General features: G+C 42.5%; 11 protein-coding genes. 3 read left to right on the top strand and 8 right to left on the bottom strand.

What is annotated here, in order from left to right; genetic code table 11:
• Nucleotides 1-2: 2 nt before the first annotated feature.
• From JXR92_RS16945 to JXR92_RS16970, 6 genes are all read right to left on the bottom strand, one after another.
• The gene (locus tag JXR92_RS16945) at nt 3-3,035 is read right to left on the bottom strand and encodes a M14 family zinc carboxypeptidase (RefSeq protein ID WP_138345801.1); all 3,033 of its coding nucleotides are present in this window, start codon (nt 3,033-3,035) and stop codon (nt 3-5) included.
• Nucleotides 3,032-4,177, bottom strand: a complete 1,146-nt coding sequence (gene iadA, locus JXR92_RS16950) for a beta-aspartyl-peptidase (protein WP_009037984.1) — start codon at nt 4,175-4,177, stop codon at nt 3,032-3,034. The genes JXR92_RS16945 and iadA overlap by 4 nt, the downstream gene beginning before the upstream one ends.
• Before the next feature lie 15 nt (nt 4,178-4,192).
• Entirely contained in the window at nt 4,193-5,587 is a 1,395-nt protein-coding gene (dcuC, locus tag JXR92_RS16955) for a C4-dicarboxylate transporter DcuC (protein WP_022401143.1), read from the bottom strand.
• Between the two features lie 117 nt (nt 5,588-5,704).
• Nucleotides 5,705-7,504, bottom strand: a complete 1,800-nt coding sequence (locus JXR92_RS16960) for a RagB/SusD family nutrient uptake outer membrane protein (protein ID WP_138345799.1) — start codon at nt 7,502-7,504, stop codon at nt 5,705-5,707.
• Between the two features lie 42 nt (nt 7,505-7,546).
• Nucleotides 7,547-10,582 carry a SusC/RagA family TonB-linked outer membrane protein gene (locus tag JXR92_RS16965; protein WP_117600054.1) on the bottom strand — a complete coding sequence of 1,012 codons (3,036 nt, stop codon included), beginning with the start codon at nt 10,580-10,582 and terminating at the stop codon, nt 7,547-7,549.
• Nucleotides 10,583-10,878: 296 nt separating this feature from the next.
• Complete coding sequence (locus JXR92_RS16970) at nt 10,879-12,564, bottom strand: DUF6377 domain-containing protein (protein WP_022401141.1); 1,686 nt, start codon at nt 12,562-12,564, stop codon at nt 10,879-10,881.
• 376 nt (nt 12,565-12,940) lie between these two features.
• Between JXR92_RS16970 and JXR92_RS16980 the strand changes: the two genes are divergently transcribed.
• Nucleotides 12,941-15,193, top strand: coding sequence for an inorganic phosphate transporter (locus JXR92_RS16980; RefSeq protein ID WP_138345797.1), 2,253 nt, complete (start codon nt 12,941-12,943; stop codon nt 15,191-15,193).
• A gap of 8 nt (nt 15,194-15,201) precedes the next feature.
• Here JXR92_RS16980 and JXR92_RS16985 read toward each other — a convergent pair whose 3' ends face one another.
• Nucleotides 15,202-16,632: a CCA tRNA nucleotidyltransferase gene (locus tag JXR92_RS16985; RefSeq protein WP_008664002.1), complete on the bottom strand. Its 1,431-nt coding sequence runs from the start codon at nt 16,630-16,632 to the stop codon at nt 15,202-15,204.
• A 129-nt stretch (nt 16,633-16,761) separates the two neighbouring features.
• Here JXR92_RS16985 and JXR92_RS16990 point away from each other — a divergent pair, with 129 nt between their 5' ends.
• A complete protein-coding gene (locus tag JXR92_RS16990) occupies nt 16,762-17,592 on the top strand; it encodes an outer membrane protein assembly factor BamD (RefSeq protein WP_138345795.1) in 831 nt (276 codons plus the stop codon).
• A 68-nt stretch (nt 17,593-17,660) separates the two neighbouring features.
• Here the strand turns inward: JXR92_RS16990 and JXR92_RS16995 are convergent, their stop codons facing one another.
• Nucleotides 17,661-18,062, bottom strand: a complete 402-nt coding sequence (locus tag JXR92_RS16995) for a response regulator (protein ID WP_005827060.1) — start codon at nt 18,060-18,062, stop codon at nt 17,661-17,663.
• An 86-nt stretch (nt 18,063-18,148) separates the two neighbouring features.
• Here JXR92_RS16995 and JXR92_RS17000 point away from each other — a divergent pair, with 86 nt between their 5' ends.
• Complete coding sequence (locus JXR92_RS17000; RefSeq protein ID WP_005827062.1) at nt 18,149-19,783, top strand: ABC-F family ATP-binding cassette domain-containing protein; 1,635 nt, start codon at nt 18,149-18,151, stop codon at nt 19,781-19,783.
• The last annotated feature ends 37 nt before the right edge of the window (nt 19,784-19,820 follow it).

Below are 19,820 nucleotides of genomic sequence, written 5' to 3' on the forward strand. Positions count from 1 at the left end.
TCTTATTTTATAAGTCTACTGATAAACAGTCCCTTTCCTTCCTCAGCCGGAATAACACAGAAGTTTACGAAACCACAGACAGACTCCGGTTCAAGCAACGTGGCAACCAAATTTCCTAAAGGTTGTGCCAAAGGTACCAACCAACTACCTATTGGAAGTTCTACATTATCTTCATAGACATCCGTTTCTACATTTACCGGATGAATCCCCTCCCATTCCTTCTCTGCACGATACAGACGGGTTACTTTGTAACGCTCAACTTTTGCTTTTTGTACACGGGTAACTTGCTCAATGTGTACACCCAACGCTCGAAGCTTACATACTGCTTCTGTACAGGGAGCATCGAGCAGATAAGCCTTAGGGCGAGTACGCATCAATTGAGGTGTTGCCTGCATGGCATCAAGGGTTGGCAGTTCAGTCTTAAACAGTTCATTGGCCTTATAATCGATAAAAGAGACTACATGACGTACAGTATCCGAAGTGAAAGTAACATATATCGGTTCAGTAGCTTTCAAGGTGCGCTTCCTGGCTTGTTCTATCTTACGTTTAATTGAAGCACGATGTTGCGCAGCAGTAACCAACGTTTGCCGTGCCACCAAGAAACCGCACTCACTACGACGTGCAAAACACTCCGGTCCCAATCCAATACCTCTTATTTCGACAAAAAGCGATACAGCCCCCGTCAATGCTTGAAAAGTAGAACTGGACTGCGGACTTTTGGCACCTTTTACAAGAACAAGGGAACCATCTGCCACACGAGGAGTAAAGTAGAAACCGGAAGCATAACCGGCACTATTTAAAACGACCTCTGCCTCACGACGAAAAAGTTCTTCAGACAGCGTACGTAAAGCTAAAGGCGCATTAAGATGTCCTGTAGGTAAAAAAAGTACATCAGCAGCATTTGCTGTCGGCACTCCACGTAATAAGTTAAACTCACGACGTAAAGGTGTATATTCATGAATATCAAGAGCTACGTCCGGATTCCATTGCTGATAGGACTGCTTCAACAGCAAAGTGACAGTATCCTCTAATTTGCTCTGATCGCGATTCAAATCGTAACCATCGGCTGAACGACGTTGCTGAATGGCATAACCATCAACATTGGCTATAGGAACCAAAGCCACAGCTATATGATTCAGCAATTCACGTCCTTCTTTTTCACAAAGTAAGTAACGGACAAGCATGCATACAGCCTCAGCACCTGCCGGCTCGTTACCATGCAGTGCCGCTTGAATCCATACCCTTACCTTCTTCTTGTCGGGAGTACCCAAATAAAGTACCGGAATGGTACGTCCTTGTTTGGTAACACCAATATTCTCCATATATGCCAAACCCGGAGAACGTACAACCAATTGTTGTAAATAGTCCTTTATCTCATCAACCGATGCCAATCCGCTACCGTAAGGTTTACTTAGAGTAGGTGTCTCACGGTCAAATTTGGGGTCAGGATAGAAACTTGCAGTTACTCCGGCAGGTTGCTTCGACTGATTTCTATTCCATAACACAAGATTAGCTAATACCACTTCTTGTGCTATCCTCTGTAAATAAAGAGCCGTTTCAGACGGTAGACCTGCATAATAATCGCTGCTAAAAGGCTCACCAAAAAAAATTGCATAAAAGACACAAGCCGCCAGATAACTGCCTGCAGGACTAGGGTGGCTGCCATCAGAATTATACAACTGCAAACTTGGACACTCTCTACGTACACGTCTCCATGCCTCACCCACAGGAGCACAATAAGCATCAAGGACATCAGCCATTTCCAAATAGTTTTCCGTAAGTTGCTGCTGCATTCCTTCATAAGTATCATTATTACGCCCCCATGTCATATAACAGACACTTTTTCCTTTTGGGGCATAAAGACGGAGTAAACTATCTAACTGCGCCGCAGGATGGAATACATTCTTCTTTACCCATTCCTTTTCACGAGTAGGTGCCTTGCTCTGTTCCTGCATCACCATATAATCCCATCCTCCTTCACGAATCGCCTCTAATGTTTGCGTATTGGCTGCATGCTGTCTCAAGTACCAACCAGGGTTAGCAACCTGGCGCACTGATATTTTTTTTCCACATGAGGATGCTAACGATTGGACTTGCCATGGCAAACGATTAAAAAAAGTATAGCTGTTACCTATAAAAAGTACCCGTAAAGAATCTGTCGTCAATAATGGCACAGCTTGTTTCCCCATAGGGACAGCCTCATGCCCGATGCCGCACTCTTCTATCTTGCGCCAATGGCATTCCCAACCACGGGATGCAGCCAACTGGTGAATATAAAGCCAGAAACTACGCCCACGCTCCATACGGTTTCGTCCTTGTCGTTCAGCTTCAGGAGTCTTGCGTAGAAAAGACTCACGTATCGTATCTCCCAAAGCCAGCTGTAGTATGATAGGTTTTGACAAGTATTTTTTTATCTGTTCAGATGAAATATAGGGGATACCAGCCGTACCATAAGGATATGTCTGGGCCAAATCAGGAAAAGTATACCAACCGGGAGAACTTATAATAGCTTTTTCCACATAAGGACTATCGTGAAAAAGCATGAAACGCTGTACGAATTGCCCACCAGCAGAATGACCATAAATCATATATCCTTTGCGCATGCTTCCCGTAAATTGACGCACATATTCAAATAGTTTATCAACCAACACTGGTGTAATTTTTTCGGGAGCATTAGCTACTGTATGGGCAGCATTCATCACCCCCACCTCCTGATAGTCTGCCAAAGGATAAGATTTCAAATCAAAGTGAGGTATAAAAAGCATAAAACCCTTTCTCTCCGCTTCTTCTTTCCAACCGTCCAAAAGATAACGATAGCCGCGGTCTCCTCCTTCAAAGACAAATACAATAGGCATTTGTTTAATATCCCCCTGGGAAGGTATATAATAATGTACATCTACCGGGCGATCGGCAAAAGGAGGGTATTGACTATAAGTGAAGAAATGTTCACCTCTTGGCCTTTCCAAAGTCTGTTTCGCTATTGCAGATAAACAAATACAGAGGAATCCAATACAAAATATAATCAGCTTCTTCATAATTCGTACCTTCCCTTCTTTACTATTGTACCATCTTGCATTACAAATTTACCACGGGCAATGACATCTGTAAGCTGCAAATCTTCCGCCAAAAAACACAAGTCTGCATCTGCTCCTTGTGCCACAATACCTTTAGCTCGTAATTTCAGATTACGAGCCGGATTGGATGTTATCAATGTAATCGCCTGTTCCAATGGTACCCCCTCCTCATTGACTAATGCAACTACCTCCTTGAAATTTAAATTCAAAGGAGCAGGACGATAAGTTATTTCTCCAGTTTCAGGATTCACTCTGCGTACGCCACCATGGCCATCACTAGAAAAAGTAATGCGATCAAGGGGGACACCAGCTCGCAATGCACGTATCACACAACGATGGGGAGTATCAAACTTTGAGCCACCAGTCGAAAAATCAATCATTCCACCTAATTTACCAAATTCTACAGCCTGCATAAAAAGAGCTTCAGTACGTATCAGATGAGTAGGAGACAGATAAGATATCAGTGTAGGATAGTGACGAGCAATATTGAGTAAGGGCTCAATACCTTCCGGAAGTGCTCCCAAATGAATGTGGAGAATTCCTCCTTTACCAGATGTAAATCCCCCTAAACGTACCTGATGTATAATACGTAATATCTCTTGCTCTGTCGGAAACGGACTACGGTCATCACTCATCGCCAGCTTACAGCCAATAACTTTATCTATGAAGATAAGATCGTCAGCCACACTATTCATCAATGTTTTGGTAGGCAATCCGTAATAACTTGTCAGCATATAAGCCGACAATCCGTCATCGTCAATAGCTTTGGCCTTGGCATAAAGCGTAGTAAGTTCTTTGGCAAATCCATCAGTACCAAGCATACCCAATACAGTAGTAGTACCACATGCCACCAGTTCGCTCATAGTCACCTCGGGGACTAATGAGGCATAACCTTGTTGCCCTCCTCCACCAGTAATATGTACATGCTGATCTATAAATCCCGGAGTAACAATTTTACCTTGCACGTCAATAGTATGGCAAAATGATTCATTCAGTTCAATTGTCTTTGAAATATGCGCAATCTTTTCTCCGCATAGCAAAATGTCTGTTTTACCAAGATAGGCAGGAGCATATAAATTTGCATTCTTTATCAATGTAAACATAGCTGTCGATTAATTTTAGAAAGTGATAAGATGATAAAGTATCAAGAAAACAATTCCTCCTATTAAAGGAAATGTATTACGCCTTGCCAACTCCACTGATGACACACCGGCTACCCCGGCAATGGCAACAATGACTCCGGCAATAGGAGATGCGGCACGTCCCATGCTTGCCGCCAACTGCAAAGGAAGTATCAATGAAAAAACCGGCAAACCAAGCTGAGTGGCTATACCCGGCAATAAAGGACCAAATGAAAAAAAGGCTGCATTGCCACTTCCCATCAGCATGGCAGCTCCAAAAATAATGAGAGTAAAGATTGCGGCAATAGCTAATCCCGAAAGTCCGATATGAGAGGAATAACCCACCAATGAATCAATAAATCCCAAACCAATCAGTCCTTTAGAGAAAACTTCTGAAGCTACAATCAATGTTACAACTGAAGTAAACACATTTCCCATGCCTTTCCAAAAACTTGCAAAAACGTTAAAAGTAGTACGCACACTACGAGTATGAAACAACACAAATACCAATGATAAGAACAGAGAAAAAAGCATAGCAGTAGTGGTACCCAATGTTACAGTAGGCTGAAACAGTCCCACAAAAGGTGAAAAGAAAATGAGAAGAGCCAAAGGTAATACCGGGAGTAGCGCAAAAGCCAATGGAACATCCGGTTTTTCTACTAATGAGGTTGCAGTCACATTTGACACCTGCAATATGCCATCCTGCTGTTTCTTTGCATCTTTTTTATCAAAATAACGGTTATTGAAATAGAAGAGTACCATTACAACCAAGGAAGTAGGAATTACTAAAGGAAGTTGATGAGTGATGAAATATTCCACATTGGATTGTCCTATCAATTCGGCAGCCATAGCAGTATTTGCCGACCCCGGTCCCTGATCAAATAGAGTAGCAGCGGCAATGACTGACAATGCTGTAAGTTGGCTTACTCCCAAACTAATTAAAACAGGATAAACCGAAGCCACAAGCAACAATCCTAATCCGGCAGCTGAAGGAGTAGTAATAAAAAGTAATTGTCCAATAGGAATAACTATAGTAGCCGCCAAATAAGGATAACGTCGAAAAAGACCTAATGGCTTCATGGAAATATAGACCAATGCATTAGTAGCCTTTATGTTATTCATGAAAGCTACATAACCGCCAATTGTCATTATCATAAACCCTGCACGCGCCAAATTAGAAAGAAAAACTTCCTCTATCATCCTTACCAAATCAAACACCACCATTCCCGTAGCTTCACTAGGTACTACCGAATGCACTTGCATGAAAAAAGCAGCTGTAAGCATTAATAAACCGGAAAGCATCAAAAGACCTTGAGGATTGAGCTTACGATAAAGACCTACCGCTGTAATCCCTACCATAAGAAGACTAAAAATGAAAGCCAATTCGGACATGATGTATCAAGATATTAAGTTTTTGTTTTCTTTTGAATATATGAATCTAAATCAGATATAAACACCGATATATACAAAGCCGTTTTATATGCGGTATTTATATCTGACTATTATCTATCAATACCCCGGATTATTTTCCAAAGGATTACCAGTATTGGCATCAATGAATGATTGCGGCAGCGGGAAAAGGACAGGAGTTTCATATTCATCCATACCACGTCCTGCAATACCAGCTATCTCATTGAGTTCACGCATGCGACGTTTGAAATAGTTATTGGTATCACGTTCGTCACCACCATTTTCTTGGCAAACACGTACCAATGTATGACGACGTTCTTCCTCCGTAAGCAGTTCACGGCTGCGTTCATCAAGAATGAAATCCATACCACCGATTCTAAGATCATCTTCAGTAATACTTACAGCATTGGAACGATTACGTACTTTATTTATCCATTTAATGGCCTCACCTACTTGATTACTCTTGTAAAGAGCCTCTGCATAAAGTAAATATGTATCTGCCAAACGTAAATAAACAATGTCCGCATAGTGTCCATCATTAGCTGCATTAGCCAAAATAGGTGGAGTATAATCCCATTTACGAGTAGTAGGCCAATCATATTTTTTAATGGAAGTAGAAGTTAGCATGGCTGCATTAACCGTAGTATCAATAAGTGCAGTACCACCTAAATCAAATACCTTGGTTACATTGCCGGCAGCATCTACATCATTAATACTCCATACGATAGCATTGGCAGATACACGGTCATCTTGTTCTCCCATTCCTTTATAATTGTACAAACGAAGTGCTCCTCTGGAAGGAACTACACGTCCGGCTCCCTTACCACCATTAGCTTGCCAAAAGACTTGTGCAAATGAACCTTCACCACCGTTATTGATATAGTCCGGATTATGCTGGTTTGTCTTTTTACAATCGCCATCATTAGCATAATAGTTCTTATAAGTTGTAGTCATATAGACATTTGCAGTACCATAGGCACTATTCTCCTCTTCTGTGTTAATGAAAGCCAGTAGCACCTCCGTATTTCCATCAGCATACATAGGAGTATAAAATACGTCAATAAAAGGACATCCATCATTGGAAGCATTACTACCAAAGCGTTGATTTATAAGGGAATATTCTCCACTTTCCACTAATGGTTTCAGTACTGAAACTGCTTTTTCAGCATTACCTTCTGCCAAATAAAGTTCACCCAAATAGTGACGTGCTACAGCACCAGAGACTTTACTATTATTAGAAGTACGCAAAGGAAGGTTATCGACTGCAAACTGGAAATCTTCTGCCATCACTTCGCGAATACTACTCAAGGAAGCACGGTCCCAATCATCACGATAATTCAATCCTGTAATTTCTTGTGTTGAAAGGGGCACTGAACCAAATGAATAGGTAAGGTGACGGTAAGCCCAAGCACGGAAGAAGCGAGCTTCGGCCAACACCTCATTTTTACGATTTTCAGCATCAGCACCACTTCCCCAGTTAATGCCATCATTGTCAGCTCTTGAGATAACCATATTGGCAGTGTTGATGATACGATATCCCCACTGGAAAATATTATTCCAAATAGCAAGATCAGTGTAAGTTATCTCTTTGGGATTGTAGAGGAACTTCATTTCCGCATGACTATTATTGGCCCATGAATTATCTACCCCTCCACCCCAGGCAGAATGCAGACAGAGCGCAATACTTCCTCCCATTGCATCAGCACGGCGATACTCTGCACGCATAAGACCATAAAGAGGCGTTATCATCGATTTAAATCCATTGTAATCTACAAGTAAATTTTCAGGATAAAGTGCATCACGAGGATCTTCCTTAAGAAACTTATCCTCATTACAGCCGCCCATAGTGAGCAATAATACTGTAAACACTAAGACATTGAAATATGTTATTTTTTTCATATGTGCAATTTCATTTTAGCTTTTTATGATATATTACTCTCATCAAATATCTAACTTTAGTCCAAAAGTGAACGAACGTACTGGAGGAGCAGCCAATTGATCATTGAGAAATTCCGGATCCATACCTGTCCAGCCAGTTATTGTAGCCAAATTCTTAATGTTCATGTAAAGATTGAGCCGTTTGATGAAAGTACGACGCAACCATTGTTGTGGGAAATTATAACCCAATGTAACGTCGGAAATACGTAAGAAATCTGTCTTTTCATAGAAACTGGCTCCCTCTGGATTCACATCACTATTCAAACTATTTTTCGGATAGCTATTCGTAGGATTCTCTGGAGTCCAAAAATCCACCAAAAAACGGTTCTGGCGATATGAATTATGGCTTGTATCATACAAGGCATTCAGATGGGTTTGTCCTAACTGAGCCGTTAAGAACACACTCAGAGTGAAGTTTTTGTACTCAAAAGTGTTCATCAAACTCATATTTACTTTAGGAATAGCCGACCCTATAATAGTCTTATCAGCCGTTGTAATATCGTTACCATCTACATCAAGGTATTTCACATATCCAGGATACGAATTACGATAGTTAGGATCTTGCTGCCCTGTCGGGTTAGACGGATCAGCAATCTGCCATACACCGATAATTTTATAATCATAGTTCACATTGATAGGTTCACCAATAAACCACTTGGAAGCCACATCATCAACCGGCTTTCCATTAGCATCATACAAACCAACATCTACAATCTCCGAACGATAGTGTGAGAGGTTGAAAGAGGTGCTCCAGCGAAAACTCTTATGTGTAATGTTATTAGAAGTTATCTGGAATTCAAAACCACGATTACGGGTCTGTCCACGATTCTCAGTAATAGAGCCAGTACCATTAATGGTAGGAATAGAACGGGAAAGCAGCAAATCTTTGGTTTTAGACCAATAAATATCAAATGAACTCTGAATACGTCCATTCCAAAGTGCAATATCAAAGCCAGTATTAATAGATGTAGTAGTTTCCCAACCTAAACCGGGCGAAGCTAACTTCGACGGATAGAAACCAAACTGTGCAGTATGATCATCATTCAGATAATTGTAAGTTGAAAGATTAGGTAGTGTACTATAAGCACTGATAGCCTCATTGCCATTTTTACCCCATGACAAGCGATATTTCAGATTGCTAATGGTTTCACTTATAGGCTTGTCTTTAAAAAAAGATTCATTGGAAATATTCCATCCAATAGCGGCTGAAGGAAAAACGCCGAATTTAGAACTTTCACCAAAAGCGGAGTAACCATCACGACGAGCAGTAAGAGTTAACAAGTAACGATCATCATAAGTATAATTCAAACGCCCCATTTGTGAAATATGATTTTCTTTATAATAATTGGAATTACCAGACATTGTGGCAGCTTTAGAAATCTGGTAATAATACATCACATCATTGGGAAAATTCTTACCTTCCATTGTATTCTGTTCATATTCCTTGCTTTGAGCAGAATATAATCCTGTGAAAAATATACGATGTTTGCCAAATTCACGTTGATAAGAAATAATATTCTCCAAAATCCATTCTTCTGAATGCCAGTCATCAGTATTCAATACGCCATTAGCACTAGCTCCTTCGTAGGTATCCAAACCTTGATAATTCTTATAGGAGCTGTTTTGGTAAGTGAAGCCTGTATTCAATTTATAGCTCAGCCCTTTAATAAAGGGAAACTTTACCTCAAGCACATTATTAGTGATAACCTTTGCACGGATATCTTTTGTCTTATTATTAAGAGATCCCAACGGATTAATGCTGAAAGCTGAAGAGGAGTCCTCAGTAGCAGAAAGTGTAAGTGAACCATCCTCGTTATAAGCACGTCCCAACGGAACTTGTTTTATAGCCCGCCAAAAAGAAGCACTGCTACCACTACGATCGTAGCGACCTAACTGTGTAGTAGTAGAAAATTTCAACCAACTATTAAACTCCTGATCAAGATTGAAACGTATATTATAACGCTTGAACTCATTGCCTACCGCAGTTCCTTTCACATCCGTATAGTTCAATGAAATGAAATAGCTGGTTTTGTTAGCTCCACCACGGAAAGAAAGGTTATGCTGTTGTTTTATACCGGTCTGTGTTGCCAACTTCATCCAATCAGTACTCTGACCGGCAGCATACATAGCTAATTCAGTAGGAGTAAAGTTATCTAACCAAGGTTCAGGATTCTCTTCTGTAGGAGGAGTAGTATTGGTAGCCTTGAAAGCTTCAGATTTATACTTATAGAATTCTTTGCCATTCATCATACGAGGTAAATTGATAGGCTGGTCAATAGTAACATAAGTATCGTATGATACCGTCAATCTGTCTTTCTTACCGCGCTTAGAAGTAATAAGGATTACACCGTTAGAACCGCGAGCACCATAAATGGCTGCTGAAGAGGCATCCTTCAATACTTCTATACTCTCTACATCATTGGGATTGATTTCCGACCATGGACCATCAAAAGGTATTCCATCAAGAATAACAAGAGGTTTATTATCGGCCGTAATGGAGTTGTTACCACGAATACGTGTAGTAGTGGACGAACCTTCAGCATTACTACCCGTCACACTAATATTCAATCCTGGAACTGCTCCTTGCAAAGATTGAATCAAATTAGCTTGTGGGCGACTTTCAAGTACATCCGAGTTAACTGAAGCAACCGAACCTGTAAGATCACTTTTGCGCTGTACACCATAACCTACTACTACCACCTCATCCAGTGCCTGGTTATCTTCTTTCAGTACAATCTTTAACGATGATGCGTCTTTCACCTGCAATGTCTTGGATATATACCCAATGAAACTTATCTCCATTACCGCCCCCTTAGTCACTGAAGCGAGTTTAAAGTTTCCTTCTACATCGGTAATGGTGCCCGTACCCGTACCTTGTATCACTACATTGGCACCGATTATCGGTTCTCCTTGTTCATCTGTCACATTTCCGTTAATATTCCATGTCTGTGCATGAAGTGAGCTTGAAAGTGACAGCATCCACATAAGACAGACAAGCAAAATACCACTTGCGTCTCTCGATTTTTGTCTGGTTTTCATAAATTACATTTTTAAGTTAATAGGAACTTGTGTGTAAAAAATCTCGAGAGCAAAATTAGACAATGTAACAACCGATTATATTCACTGGTAGAGGATTTGGTAAATTCACAAAGTTATATATTGCTGATTATCTTTCAATTACAGACAGACTCAATAGATTTTCAGTAGTGATTTAAATTAAATCGGTAATCAAAAACATGTATATAGATAATTGCCATTCGATAGTATTAAGCTATTGAATGGCAATTATCTATATACATGTGGGTAAAAAATGAGAGAAACGCTCAGTCTTCAAATTACTTTTTACAAACCTCTTTCACAGCTCGAAGAAATTCCTCCTTACTGAGCGAAGATTTATTTAAAGTTATAGAACGATTATTATATACGGTTTGCAGTGAACAGTGCAAAAATTCTGCAATCTTCTCACTATCCGTTACCCCCATTCGTATCAAAGCATGAATACGAAGTTCTGTATTAAGCCGCCCAGACTTCACTTCAATATGTTCTTCGGGACGTAGCAAACTATTGAAGTGCTCTACAAAATCAGGGTATAAATGTAGAATAATGGAATCAAATTTCTCATAAAAATCCTTCATTTCATCGCTCATGGTAGAAGTAGAACTAATCATCTTCTTTAAATCTTCAAGTTGCCCAGCCTTTAATTTACGGTTTAACTTTTTACGATACTCCTCCATACGGCAAATATAGGATGAACAAAGTTTGAATACCTGACCAATATACTCCTCCTTAATATAATTTGTGTCACGTAGAACCAAATTGAGCTTTTGCAGTTCACTATTAAGACTCTTCAATCTACCATTGGCCACATGTAGCTCAACCAAAGCTTTCCTACGTCTTCTTGTTTGCCTTCTCAAAAAGAAAAGAGCTATCAGCAATACAATAGTGAGAAAACTAATAAATAAAAGGAATAGCTTTAGCTGCTTCTGTTGCATATGATCACGTTCAATGTAGCTTTGATGTATCCTTCTCTGCAACTTCTGCTGATGAAGCAGTCGTACACGGCTCTTAAAAGTTATACCGATATCAGAACAATAAGTACTATAACGATAGGCTCGGTCCAACTGACCTTGTTCATATAAATAGGAAGCCAATGCATATAACGAACCAATATCACGATTCACAGCATATACATCAGCAATACCTGAGAGAATCATATTTTCCAGCCACTTGGTATGGTTGTGCTCTTTTTCATAAAGTAGAGCCAAGTTATAAGCTAAAATAGAATAATTACGACTATTAGGTAGAAGACGTTGTTTTTCCTTTTCCAACTCATCCCTAATGGCAATACGTTGTGCACCGGGAACATCTTGATATTTCCACACACGGCTATAAAGGTAGCGTGGTTCGTCAGGAGTGGCCGTCTGCAATACTGAATCTGAATATAACGCATAAAGTTGACCATAATGCTCATGTAATGCATCATCACCTAATGAATAGAGTTGCAACCGCGAGCAGAGAGTACGCATCTGACCATAATAACGCGAACGTAAGTAGCGAGGCATACTGGAAGAACAGAGTGAATGCATTACTTCAGAGGCTTGACTAAGCAAGCCATTAGCCGTATAAACAAAACCAATACCTAATAAAGATTCAATCTCACGATTCTTATCATGATATTGTCGTGCTAAATCAAGGCTTTGTGTAGTATACTTCATAGCCGAATCTGCATCATACACACGATATTCTTGATAAATAGCCTGATTAAGTTCATACTGTTTCTCAAATGCCTTAGATTGTCTTAGTGAATGCTTCAACGCCTCTATTCGCTCCTCTTTCTGCAAAATAAGTTTATCAGAATTATCTATCAGACTATCTAATTGAGTAAACAATGCCTCATTTGCCTTAGCAGCACTATCTGAGATATGCTGCTTGCATCCAGCACAAAAAAACAAATATAGTAAGAAGAATAGGTTTAAACAAAAATGGTTTTTCATATTTCTATATTCGTTGGTAGAATTCATTTATTTAATAAATGAATTAAAAAAGTTACATACATCTTTGATTTTTAATATCAAAGTTCTAATTACAATCAATTCTACACACAACTTGTATGCAATATTCGCAAGAATTCTCGACATCTGCAAACAATTAACTAGTAATTTGGCTGCTTAACATAGAAATAACCAAATACGAAACACAAAAGCATCCACTCTTCTATTATACTTATATTGTTACTCTTAAATGCTTAACATTAATGATTATTAGGAGAATAAGAGCAATCGCTCTTAACACAATACCATTCTATTCCAAAACATTTGTAACATTTCTGTAACATGTATGACATTTCCCTGCAACACCAAACTCTTTCCTTTGCAGCCGGAAATAAAATACATGTCTATGGAAACAATTTATCTGGGTATCGTCATCTTTCTGTTCGTACTCGCGATTTTCGACCTCGTGGTAGGTGTCAGTAATGATGCGGTCAATTTTCTTCAGTCGGCTGTCGGAGCAAAGGCAGCATCTTTCAAAACCATACTGTTCATTGCAGGCATTGGCGTCTTCATCGGTGCGGCACTCAGCAATGGCATGATGGACATTGCACGACACGGCATCTATCAACCGGAGCACTTCTACTTTGCCGAAATCATGTGCATTCTGCTTGCCGTCATGTTGACGGACGTCGTGCTATTAGATGTCTTCAACACTATGGGAATGCCTACCTCCACCACTGTATCCATGGTGTTCGAGCTGCTGGGAGGTACGTTCGCACTGGCGCTCATCAAGGTCTATAACAGCGATACATTGGGACTGGGCGACCTCATCAATACAGACAAGGCGCTGTCTGTCATCATGGCCATTTTTGTATCCGTAGCCATTGCCTTCTTCTTCGGTATGCTGGTACAGTGGCTGGCACGTATCGTGTTCACCTTCAACTACAAGAAGAACATGAAATACAGCATCGCGCTGTTCGGTGGTATAGCTGCCACCAGCATCATCTACTTCATGCTGATAAAGGGGCTGAAAGACAGTTCATTCATGACTCCTGAAAATAAGCAATGGATACACGACAATACCGCATTGCTGATAACCGGTTTCTTTGTATTCTTCACCATACTGATGCAGATACTGCATTGGTGCAAGATAAACGTCTTCAAAGTAGTGGTTCTGATGGGTACTTTCGCCCTCGCCCTCGCCTTTGCCGGCAATGACTTGGTGAACTTTATCGGTGTTCCCCTCGCAGGATATTCCTCATTTATTGACTATACAGCCAATGGTACGGCCGCCGGCCCCGACGGATTCCTGATGTCCTCACTCCTCGGTGCAGCCAAAACCCCGTGGTATTTCCTTATCGGTGCAGGCGCTATCATGGTCTATGCACTCTGCACATCCAAGAAAGCCCACAACGTCATCAAAACTTCCGTGGACCTTGCCCGTCAGGATGACGGTGAAGAGAACTTCGGAAGTACCCCGATAGCCCGCACGCTGGTACGCTTCAGCATGACCCTGGCTAACGGAATATCCAAAACAATGCCCGAAAGCAGCAAGCGGTGGATGAATACACGCTTCCAGAAGGATGAAGCCATCATAGCCGACGGCGCCGCTTTTGACTTGGTTCGCGCTTCCGTCAATCTCGTATTGGCTGGTCTGCTCATCGCCTTGGGAACTTCCTTGAAACTCCCCCTTTCCACCACTTATGTCACCTTTATGGTAGCCATGGGTACATCGCTTGCCGACCGTGCCTGGGGACGTGATTCGGCGGTATTCCGCATTACGGGTGTGCTCAGCGTTATCGGCGGTTGGTTCATCACTGCCGGAGCAGCGTTCACCATCTGTTTTTTCGTGGCATTAATTATCCATTTCGGCGGTACGGTTGCCATCCTGGCACTGATTGGTCTGGCAGTCTTCATGCTGATTCGTAGCCAAGTGATGTACAAGAAGCGCAAAGAGAAAGAAAAAGGCAACGAGACCCTAAAACAGTTGATGAAGAGCACGGACAACAGCGAAGTCATCGAATTACTCCGCAAGCATACCCGTGAAGAACTGCTGAAGATTATGGAATTCACAGAAGAGAATTTTGAACGTACCGTCACTTCCTTCCTACACGAGAATCTACGCGGACTGCGTCGTGCCATGGGCTCAGTAAAATTCGAAAAACAACTCATCAAGCAGATGAAGCGTACCGGAACACTTGCCATGTGCCGCCTCGACAACAATACCGTACTGGAAAAAGGACTCTATTACTATCAAGGCAACGACTTTGCCAGCGAACTGGTGTACAGCGTAGGCCGTCTTTGCGAACCTTGCTTGGAGCACATAGACAATAACTTCAATCCGCTGGATGCCATTCAGAAAGGAGAATTTACAGACGTAGCCGAAGACATCTGCTATCTGTTGCAAGTATGCCGCCACAAGCTGGAAACGAACAATTATGATGAACTGGAAACAGAGATTCGCAAAGCCAACGACCTCAACGGCCAGTTGTCTCACCTGAAACGAGAAGAGCTGCAACGCATCCAAAGTCAGAGCGGCAGCATCAAAGTCAGCATGGTATACCTGACTATGATACAAGAAGCCCAAAACATAGTGACCTACACCATCAACCTGATGAAAGTAAGCCGCAAGTTCCAGGCAGAAAAAGAAGAGTTATGAGTTATAAGTTATAACTCCTTAAGCCCCATCTTCTCCGCCCGTTGCAACATAAATGCACGGGCGGCTTCGTATTCATTGGGAATGATGCCGTCCAAAATGGCATCCTTAATGGCACTCTTCAAGGCACCTACCTGCTGGCAAGGAGAAAGGCCGAAAGTCTTCATGATTTCTTCACCACTGACCGGAGGCTGGAAATTACGGATACGGTCGCGTTCCTCCAAATCCTTCAGCTTCTGGCGTACCAACTGAAAATTATTAAGGAAACGTTTCTTACGCTCCATATTCTTGGAAGTAATGTCGGCTTCGCACAGTGTCATCAGGTCGTCTATATCATCACCTGCCTCAAACAAGAGGCGACGCACTGCCGAGTCGGTCACTACATCATCCGCTATCACAATGGGACGCATGTGCAGGCTCACCATTTTCTGCACATATTTCATCTTCTCATTCATAGGGAGCTTCATCTTGCGGAAAATATCGGGTATCATCTTCTCGCCAATGAAATTATGGTTATGGAACGTCCAGCCCGCACGGGGTTCCCAACGCTTGGTGGCAGGCTTGGCTATATCATGCAGAAGAGCTGCCCAGCGTAGCCAAAGGTTGTCGGTCTTCTTGCTGATGTTGTCGAGTACTTCGAGCGTATGGTAGAAATTGTCCTTATGGGCGCGTCCATTACGCGTCTCCACGCCTTGCAGCCTGACAAGTTCCGGGAATATCAGTTCCAGCAGACCACAGCGGTCCAGCTCAATGAATCCCTTAGACGGAATAGGTGACAAGATGATTTTGTTCAGTTCGTCTGCAATGCGTTCTTTGGAGATGATGGAGATGCGTTCGCGATTACGCTCCAGAGAATCGAATGTCTCATCGTCAATATAGAATCCCAGCTGGGTGGCAAAACGGACACAGCGCATCATGCGCAAAGGGTCATCACTGAAAGTTATATCAGGGTCGAGGGGAGTCCGGATGGTCTTTTCCTTCAAGTCTCCAATACCGCCAAAGGGGTCGACCAACTCGCCATAACGCACCCGGTTCAGGCAAACAGCCAGTGCATTGATGGTAAAATCACGGCGGTTCTGGTCATCCTCCAATGTACCGTCCTCTACAATAGGCTTGCGGGAATCGTGTGTATACGATTCTTTTCTTGCACCCACAAACTCAACTTCCGTACCATAGTACTTCAATTGTGCCGTACCGAAATTCTTGAAGACGGAAACATGCGCCCCACGCCCCAGACGCTTACCCAGCGCCTCGGCCATGGCAATGCCACTGCCTACCACCACCACATCAATATCCTTGGAAGGACGTTGCAGGAAAATATCACGTACATATCCACCGACTACGTAACATTCCAATCCCAATTCATCAGCCGTTTCGGATATCCGCTTGAATATATCATCACTAAAATATTGCTTCAGTTCTTCTGCCGTCAAATCTATCATAAATAATGCGCTAATGTAATGAATACGCAAATGTGTTAATGGTCTATTAGCACATTTGCACATTAAAATGCTGCAAAGATAAAGATATTATTTCTATTTTTGTGGACTCTAACTCCAAGAACAACAAATATGAAAAAAGTAATACTCCTTGCATGCCTATGCTGTACACTCTTCTCTTGCGAAGATGTGGAGAAGAAAGCCGGTGAAAAACTACAAGCTGCCCGCGAAGCGTTTGAACTCGGCAACTACAATGAAGCGAAGATTCTAATTGACAGTATCAAAGTGCTCTATCCCAAAGCGTTTGAAACTCGCCGTGCAGGCATCGGCCTGATGCAGGAAGTGGAACTGAAAGAGCAGGAAAAGAGCCTGGTCTACTTGGACAGTATGCTTCAAGCCAAGCAAAAGGAATTCGACGCAATCAAAGGGAAATACACCTTTGAAAAAGATGCCGAATACCAGAATATTGGCAATTACCTGCATCCCTCCCAAGTGATAGAAAAAAATCTGCACCGTTCTTTCCTCCGCTTCCAAGTAGACGAAAACGGAGTCATGAGTATGACTTCCATTTATTGCGGAGCCCATAATATCCACCATGTGGCCGTCAAAGTCACTGCTCCCGACGGCAGTTTTACCGAAACACCCGCCGCCAAAGACAGCTACGAAACCACTGACCTCGGTGAAAAGATTGAAAAGGCAGACTTCAAACTGGGAGAAGACGGAAACGTCATGGGGTTCCTTTATCTGAACAAGGACAAGAATATCAAAGTCAACTATCGAGGGGAACGTCCCTATTCCATCACCATGACTGCCGCCGACCGCCAGGCCCTTGTCAGCGTCTACGAGCTGGCACAACTGCTGTCATCCATGACGGAAATAAAGAAGAATATGGAGGAAGCCAATCTCAAAATCGAATTTGTAAAAAAGAAGATGGAAGAGAGAAAAGACAATGCACAAGAATAAAAAGAAGGAAACCGGATGATATATTCATTACTTAGTCATCCGGTTCCCTTTTTATTATCAGTAAAGCCTTACCAAACTAATTTAGGTAAATAACGGCTCAGACATGTACGCAAAGCAGACAGAGTGATGGGTTTTACCAGCACTTCTGAGGCTCCGCATTCCAAGGCTTTTTCACGGTCGGCAGTAAAGGCGTAAGCGGTCTGCATGATGATGGGAAGTTCCTTATCCTTCTTGCGAATAATCACCGTAGCATCCAGCCCGTTCATAATAGGCATTTTTATATCCATCAGAATAGCTTCCGCTTTGTCGCGATTCTCTTCGAACAAATTTACAATATCCTCACCATTCTTTGCCCATAGTATCTCGCATTTCTTGCCGATAATAGCCTTTATCAGTTTAAAGTTACTATCATCATCTTCCGCAACCAGAATAAGCGGACGGTAATCTCCTGACACTTTTTCTATTTCCATGACCTATGCGTTTTGTTTATATAGGGGCAAAGATATAAAAAATAATAGATTTGCACTATCTTTGCAACTCATTAAAAAAATATATAATGATTTCTATAGACGGACTGGCCGTAGAATTCGGCGGAACTACTTTATTCAGTGACATATCTTTCGTTATCAACGAAAAAGACCGTATCGCCCTGATGGGTAAAAATGGAGCGGGGAAAAGTACATTATTGAAAATCCTGGCAGGTGTAAGACAACCTACCCGTGGAAAAATCTCAGCCCCCAAAGACAGTGTCATAGCTTACCTTCCACAGCACCTTATGACGGAAGACGGACGTACCGTATTCCAGGAAGCGGCGCAAGCCTTTGCCCACCTGCATGAAATGGAAGCTGAAATAGAGCGCCTCAACAAGGAACTGGAAACGCGTACCGATTACGAAAGCGACAGCTACATGGAACTTATCGAGAATGTCTCCGCCTTAAGCGAAAAGTTCTATGCCATCGACTCCACCAATTACGAGGAGGATGTGGAAAAAGCACTGCTCGGACTGGGGTTTGTACGCGAAGACTTCAACCGCCAGACCAGTGACTTCAGCGGCGGATGGCGCATGCGCATCGAGCTTGCCAAGCTGTTGCTGCAAAAGCCTGACGTGCTGTTGCTAGACGAGCCTACCAACCATCTGGACATAGAATCCATACAATGGCTGGAAGATTTCCTTATCAGCAATGGAAAGGCTGTCATCGTCATCAGCCACGACCGTAAATTCGTAGACAACATCACCACCCGTACCATTGAAGTGACCATGGGACGGATATACGATTACAAAGTAAACTACTCCAAATACCTGGAACTCCGCAAGGAACGCCGCGAACAGCAACAGAAAGCCTACGACGACCAGCAGAAGTTCATTGCCGAAACCAAGGAATTCATCGAACGGTTCAAAGGCACCTACTCCAAAACCCTGCAAGTGCAAAGCCGCGTAAAAATGCTGGAGAAGCTGGAACTGCTGGAAGTGGATGAAGAAGACACTTCAGCGTTACGCCTCAAATTCCCTCCTTCTCCCCGCTCAGGCAATTATCCCGTCATCATGGAGGGAGTAGGGAAAAGTTACGGTGACCATGTGGTCTTCAAGAATGCCAACCTCACCATAGAACGGGGAGACAAGGTTGCTTTCGTTGGTAAGAACGGTGAAGGAAAGTCAACGTTAGTGAAGTGCATCATGAAGGAAATAGAACATGAAGGCACCCTCACGATAGGACACAACGTGCAGATTGGATATTTCGCACAAAACCAGGCCTCATTGTTGGATGAGAACCTGACCGTATTCCAGACCATCGACGATGTGGCAAAAGGGGAAATCCGCAACAAGATACGCGACCTGCTGGGTGCCTTCATGTTCGGTGGCCCCGAAGAGTCCATGAAGAAGGTCAAGGTGCTTTCCGGTGGAGAGCGCACACGCCTCGCCATGATAAAGCTTTTGCTCGAACCGGTGAATCTGCTGATACTGGACGAACCGACCAACCATCTGGACATGAAAACCAAAGATATCCTGAAGCAAGCGTTACTGGATTTTGACGGTACCCTTATCCTCGTCAGCCACGACCGTGACTTCCTGGACGGACTGGTAAGCAAGGTATATGAATTCGGCAACAAACAAGTGAAAGAGCACTTGAGCGGCATCTACGAATTCCTTGAAAAGAAGAAAATGGACTCCCTCCGCGAACTGGAACGATAAGCATCTGCTAAACCCGGCGTCCGAACAAATGGCCGAT

It is taken from the genome of Bacteroides parvus, assembly GCF_017309675.2.
Lineage (GTDB): Bacteria > Bacteroidota > Bacteroidia > Bacteroidales > Bacteroidaceae > Bacteroides > Bacteroides uniformis.

Coding starts and splice junctions, on each gene's coding strand:
- JXR92_RS16960 (WP_138345799.1), bottom strand. CDS start 7,504: ATGAAAAAAATAACATATTTCAATGTCTTAGTGTTTACAGTATTATTG.
- JXR92_RS16980 (WP_138345797.1), top strand. CDS start 12,941: ATGGAAACAATTTATCTGGGTATCGTCATCTTTCTGTTCGTACTCGCG.
- iadA (WP_009037984.1), bottom strand. CDS start 4,177: ATGTTTACATTGATAAAGAATGCAAATTTATATGCTCCTGCCTATCTT.
- JXR92_RS16985 (WP_008664002.1), bottom strand. CDS start 16,632: ATGATAGATTTGACGGCAGAAGAACTGAAGCAATATTTTAGTGATGAT.
- JXR92_RS17000 (WP_005827062.1), top strand. CDS start 18,149: ATGATTTCTATAGACGGACTGGCCGTAGAATTCGGCGGAACTACTTTA.
- dcuC (WP_022401143.1), bottom strand. CDS start 5,587: ATGTCCGAATTGGCTTTCATTTTTAGTCTTCTTATGGTAGGGATTACA.
- JXR92_RS16990 (WP_138345795.1), top strand. CDS start 16,762: ATGAAAAAAGTAATACTCCTTGCATGCCTATGCTGTACACTCTTCTCT.
- JXR92_RS16970 (WP_022401141.1), bottom strand. CDS start 12,564: ATGAATTCTACCAACGAATATAGAAATATGAAAAACCATTTTTGTTTA.
- JXR92_RS16945 (WP_138345801.1), bottom strand. CDS start 3,035: ATGAAGAAGCTGATTATATTTTGTATTGGATTCCTCTGTATTTGTTTA.
- JXR92_RS16995 (WP_005827060.1), bottom strand. CDS start 18,062: ATGGAAATAGAAAAAGTGTCAGGAGATTACCGTCCGCTTATTCTGGTT.
- JXR92_RS16965 (WP_117600054.1), bottom strand. CDS start 10,582: ATGAAAACCAGACAAAAATCGAGAGACGCAAGTGGTATTTTGCTTGTC.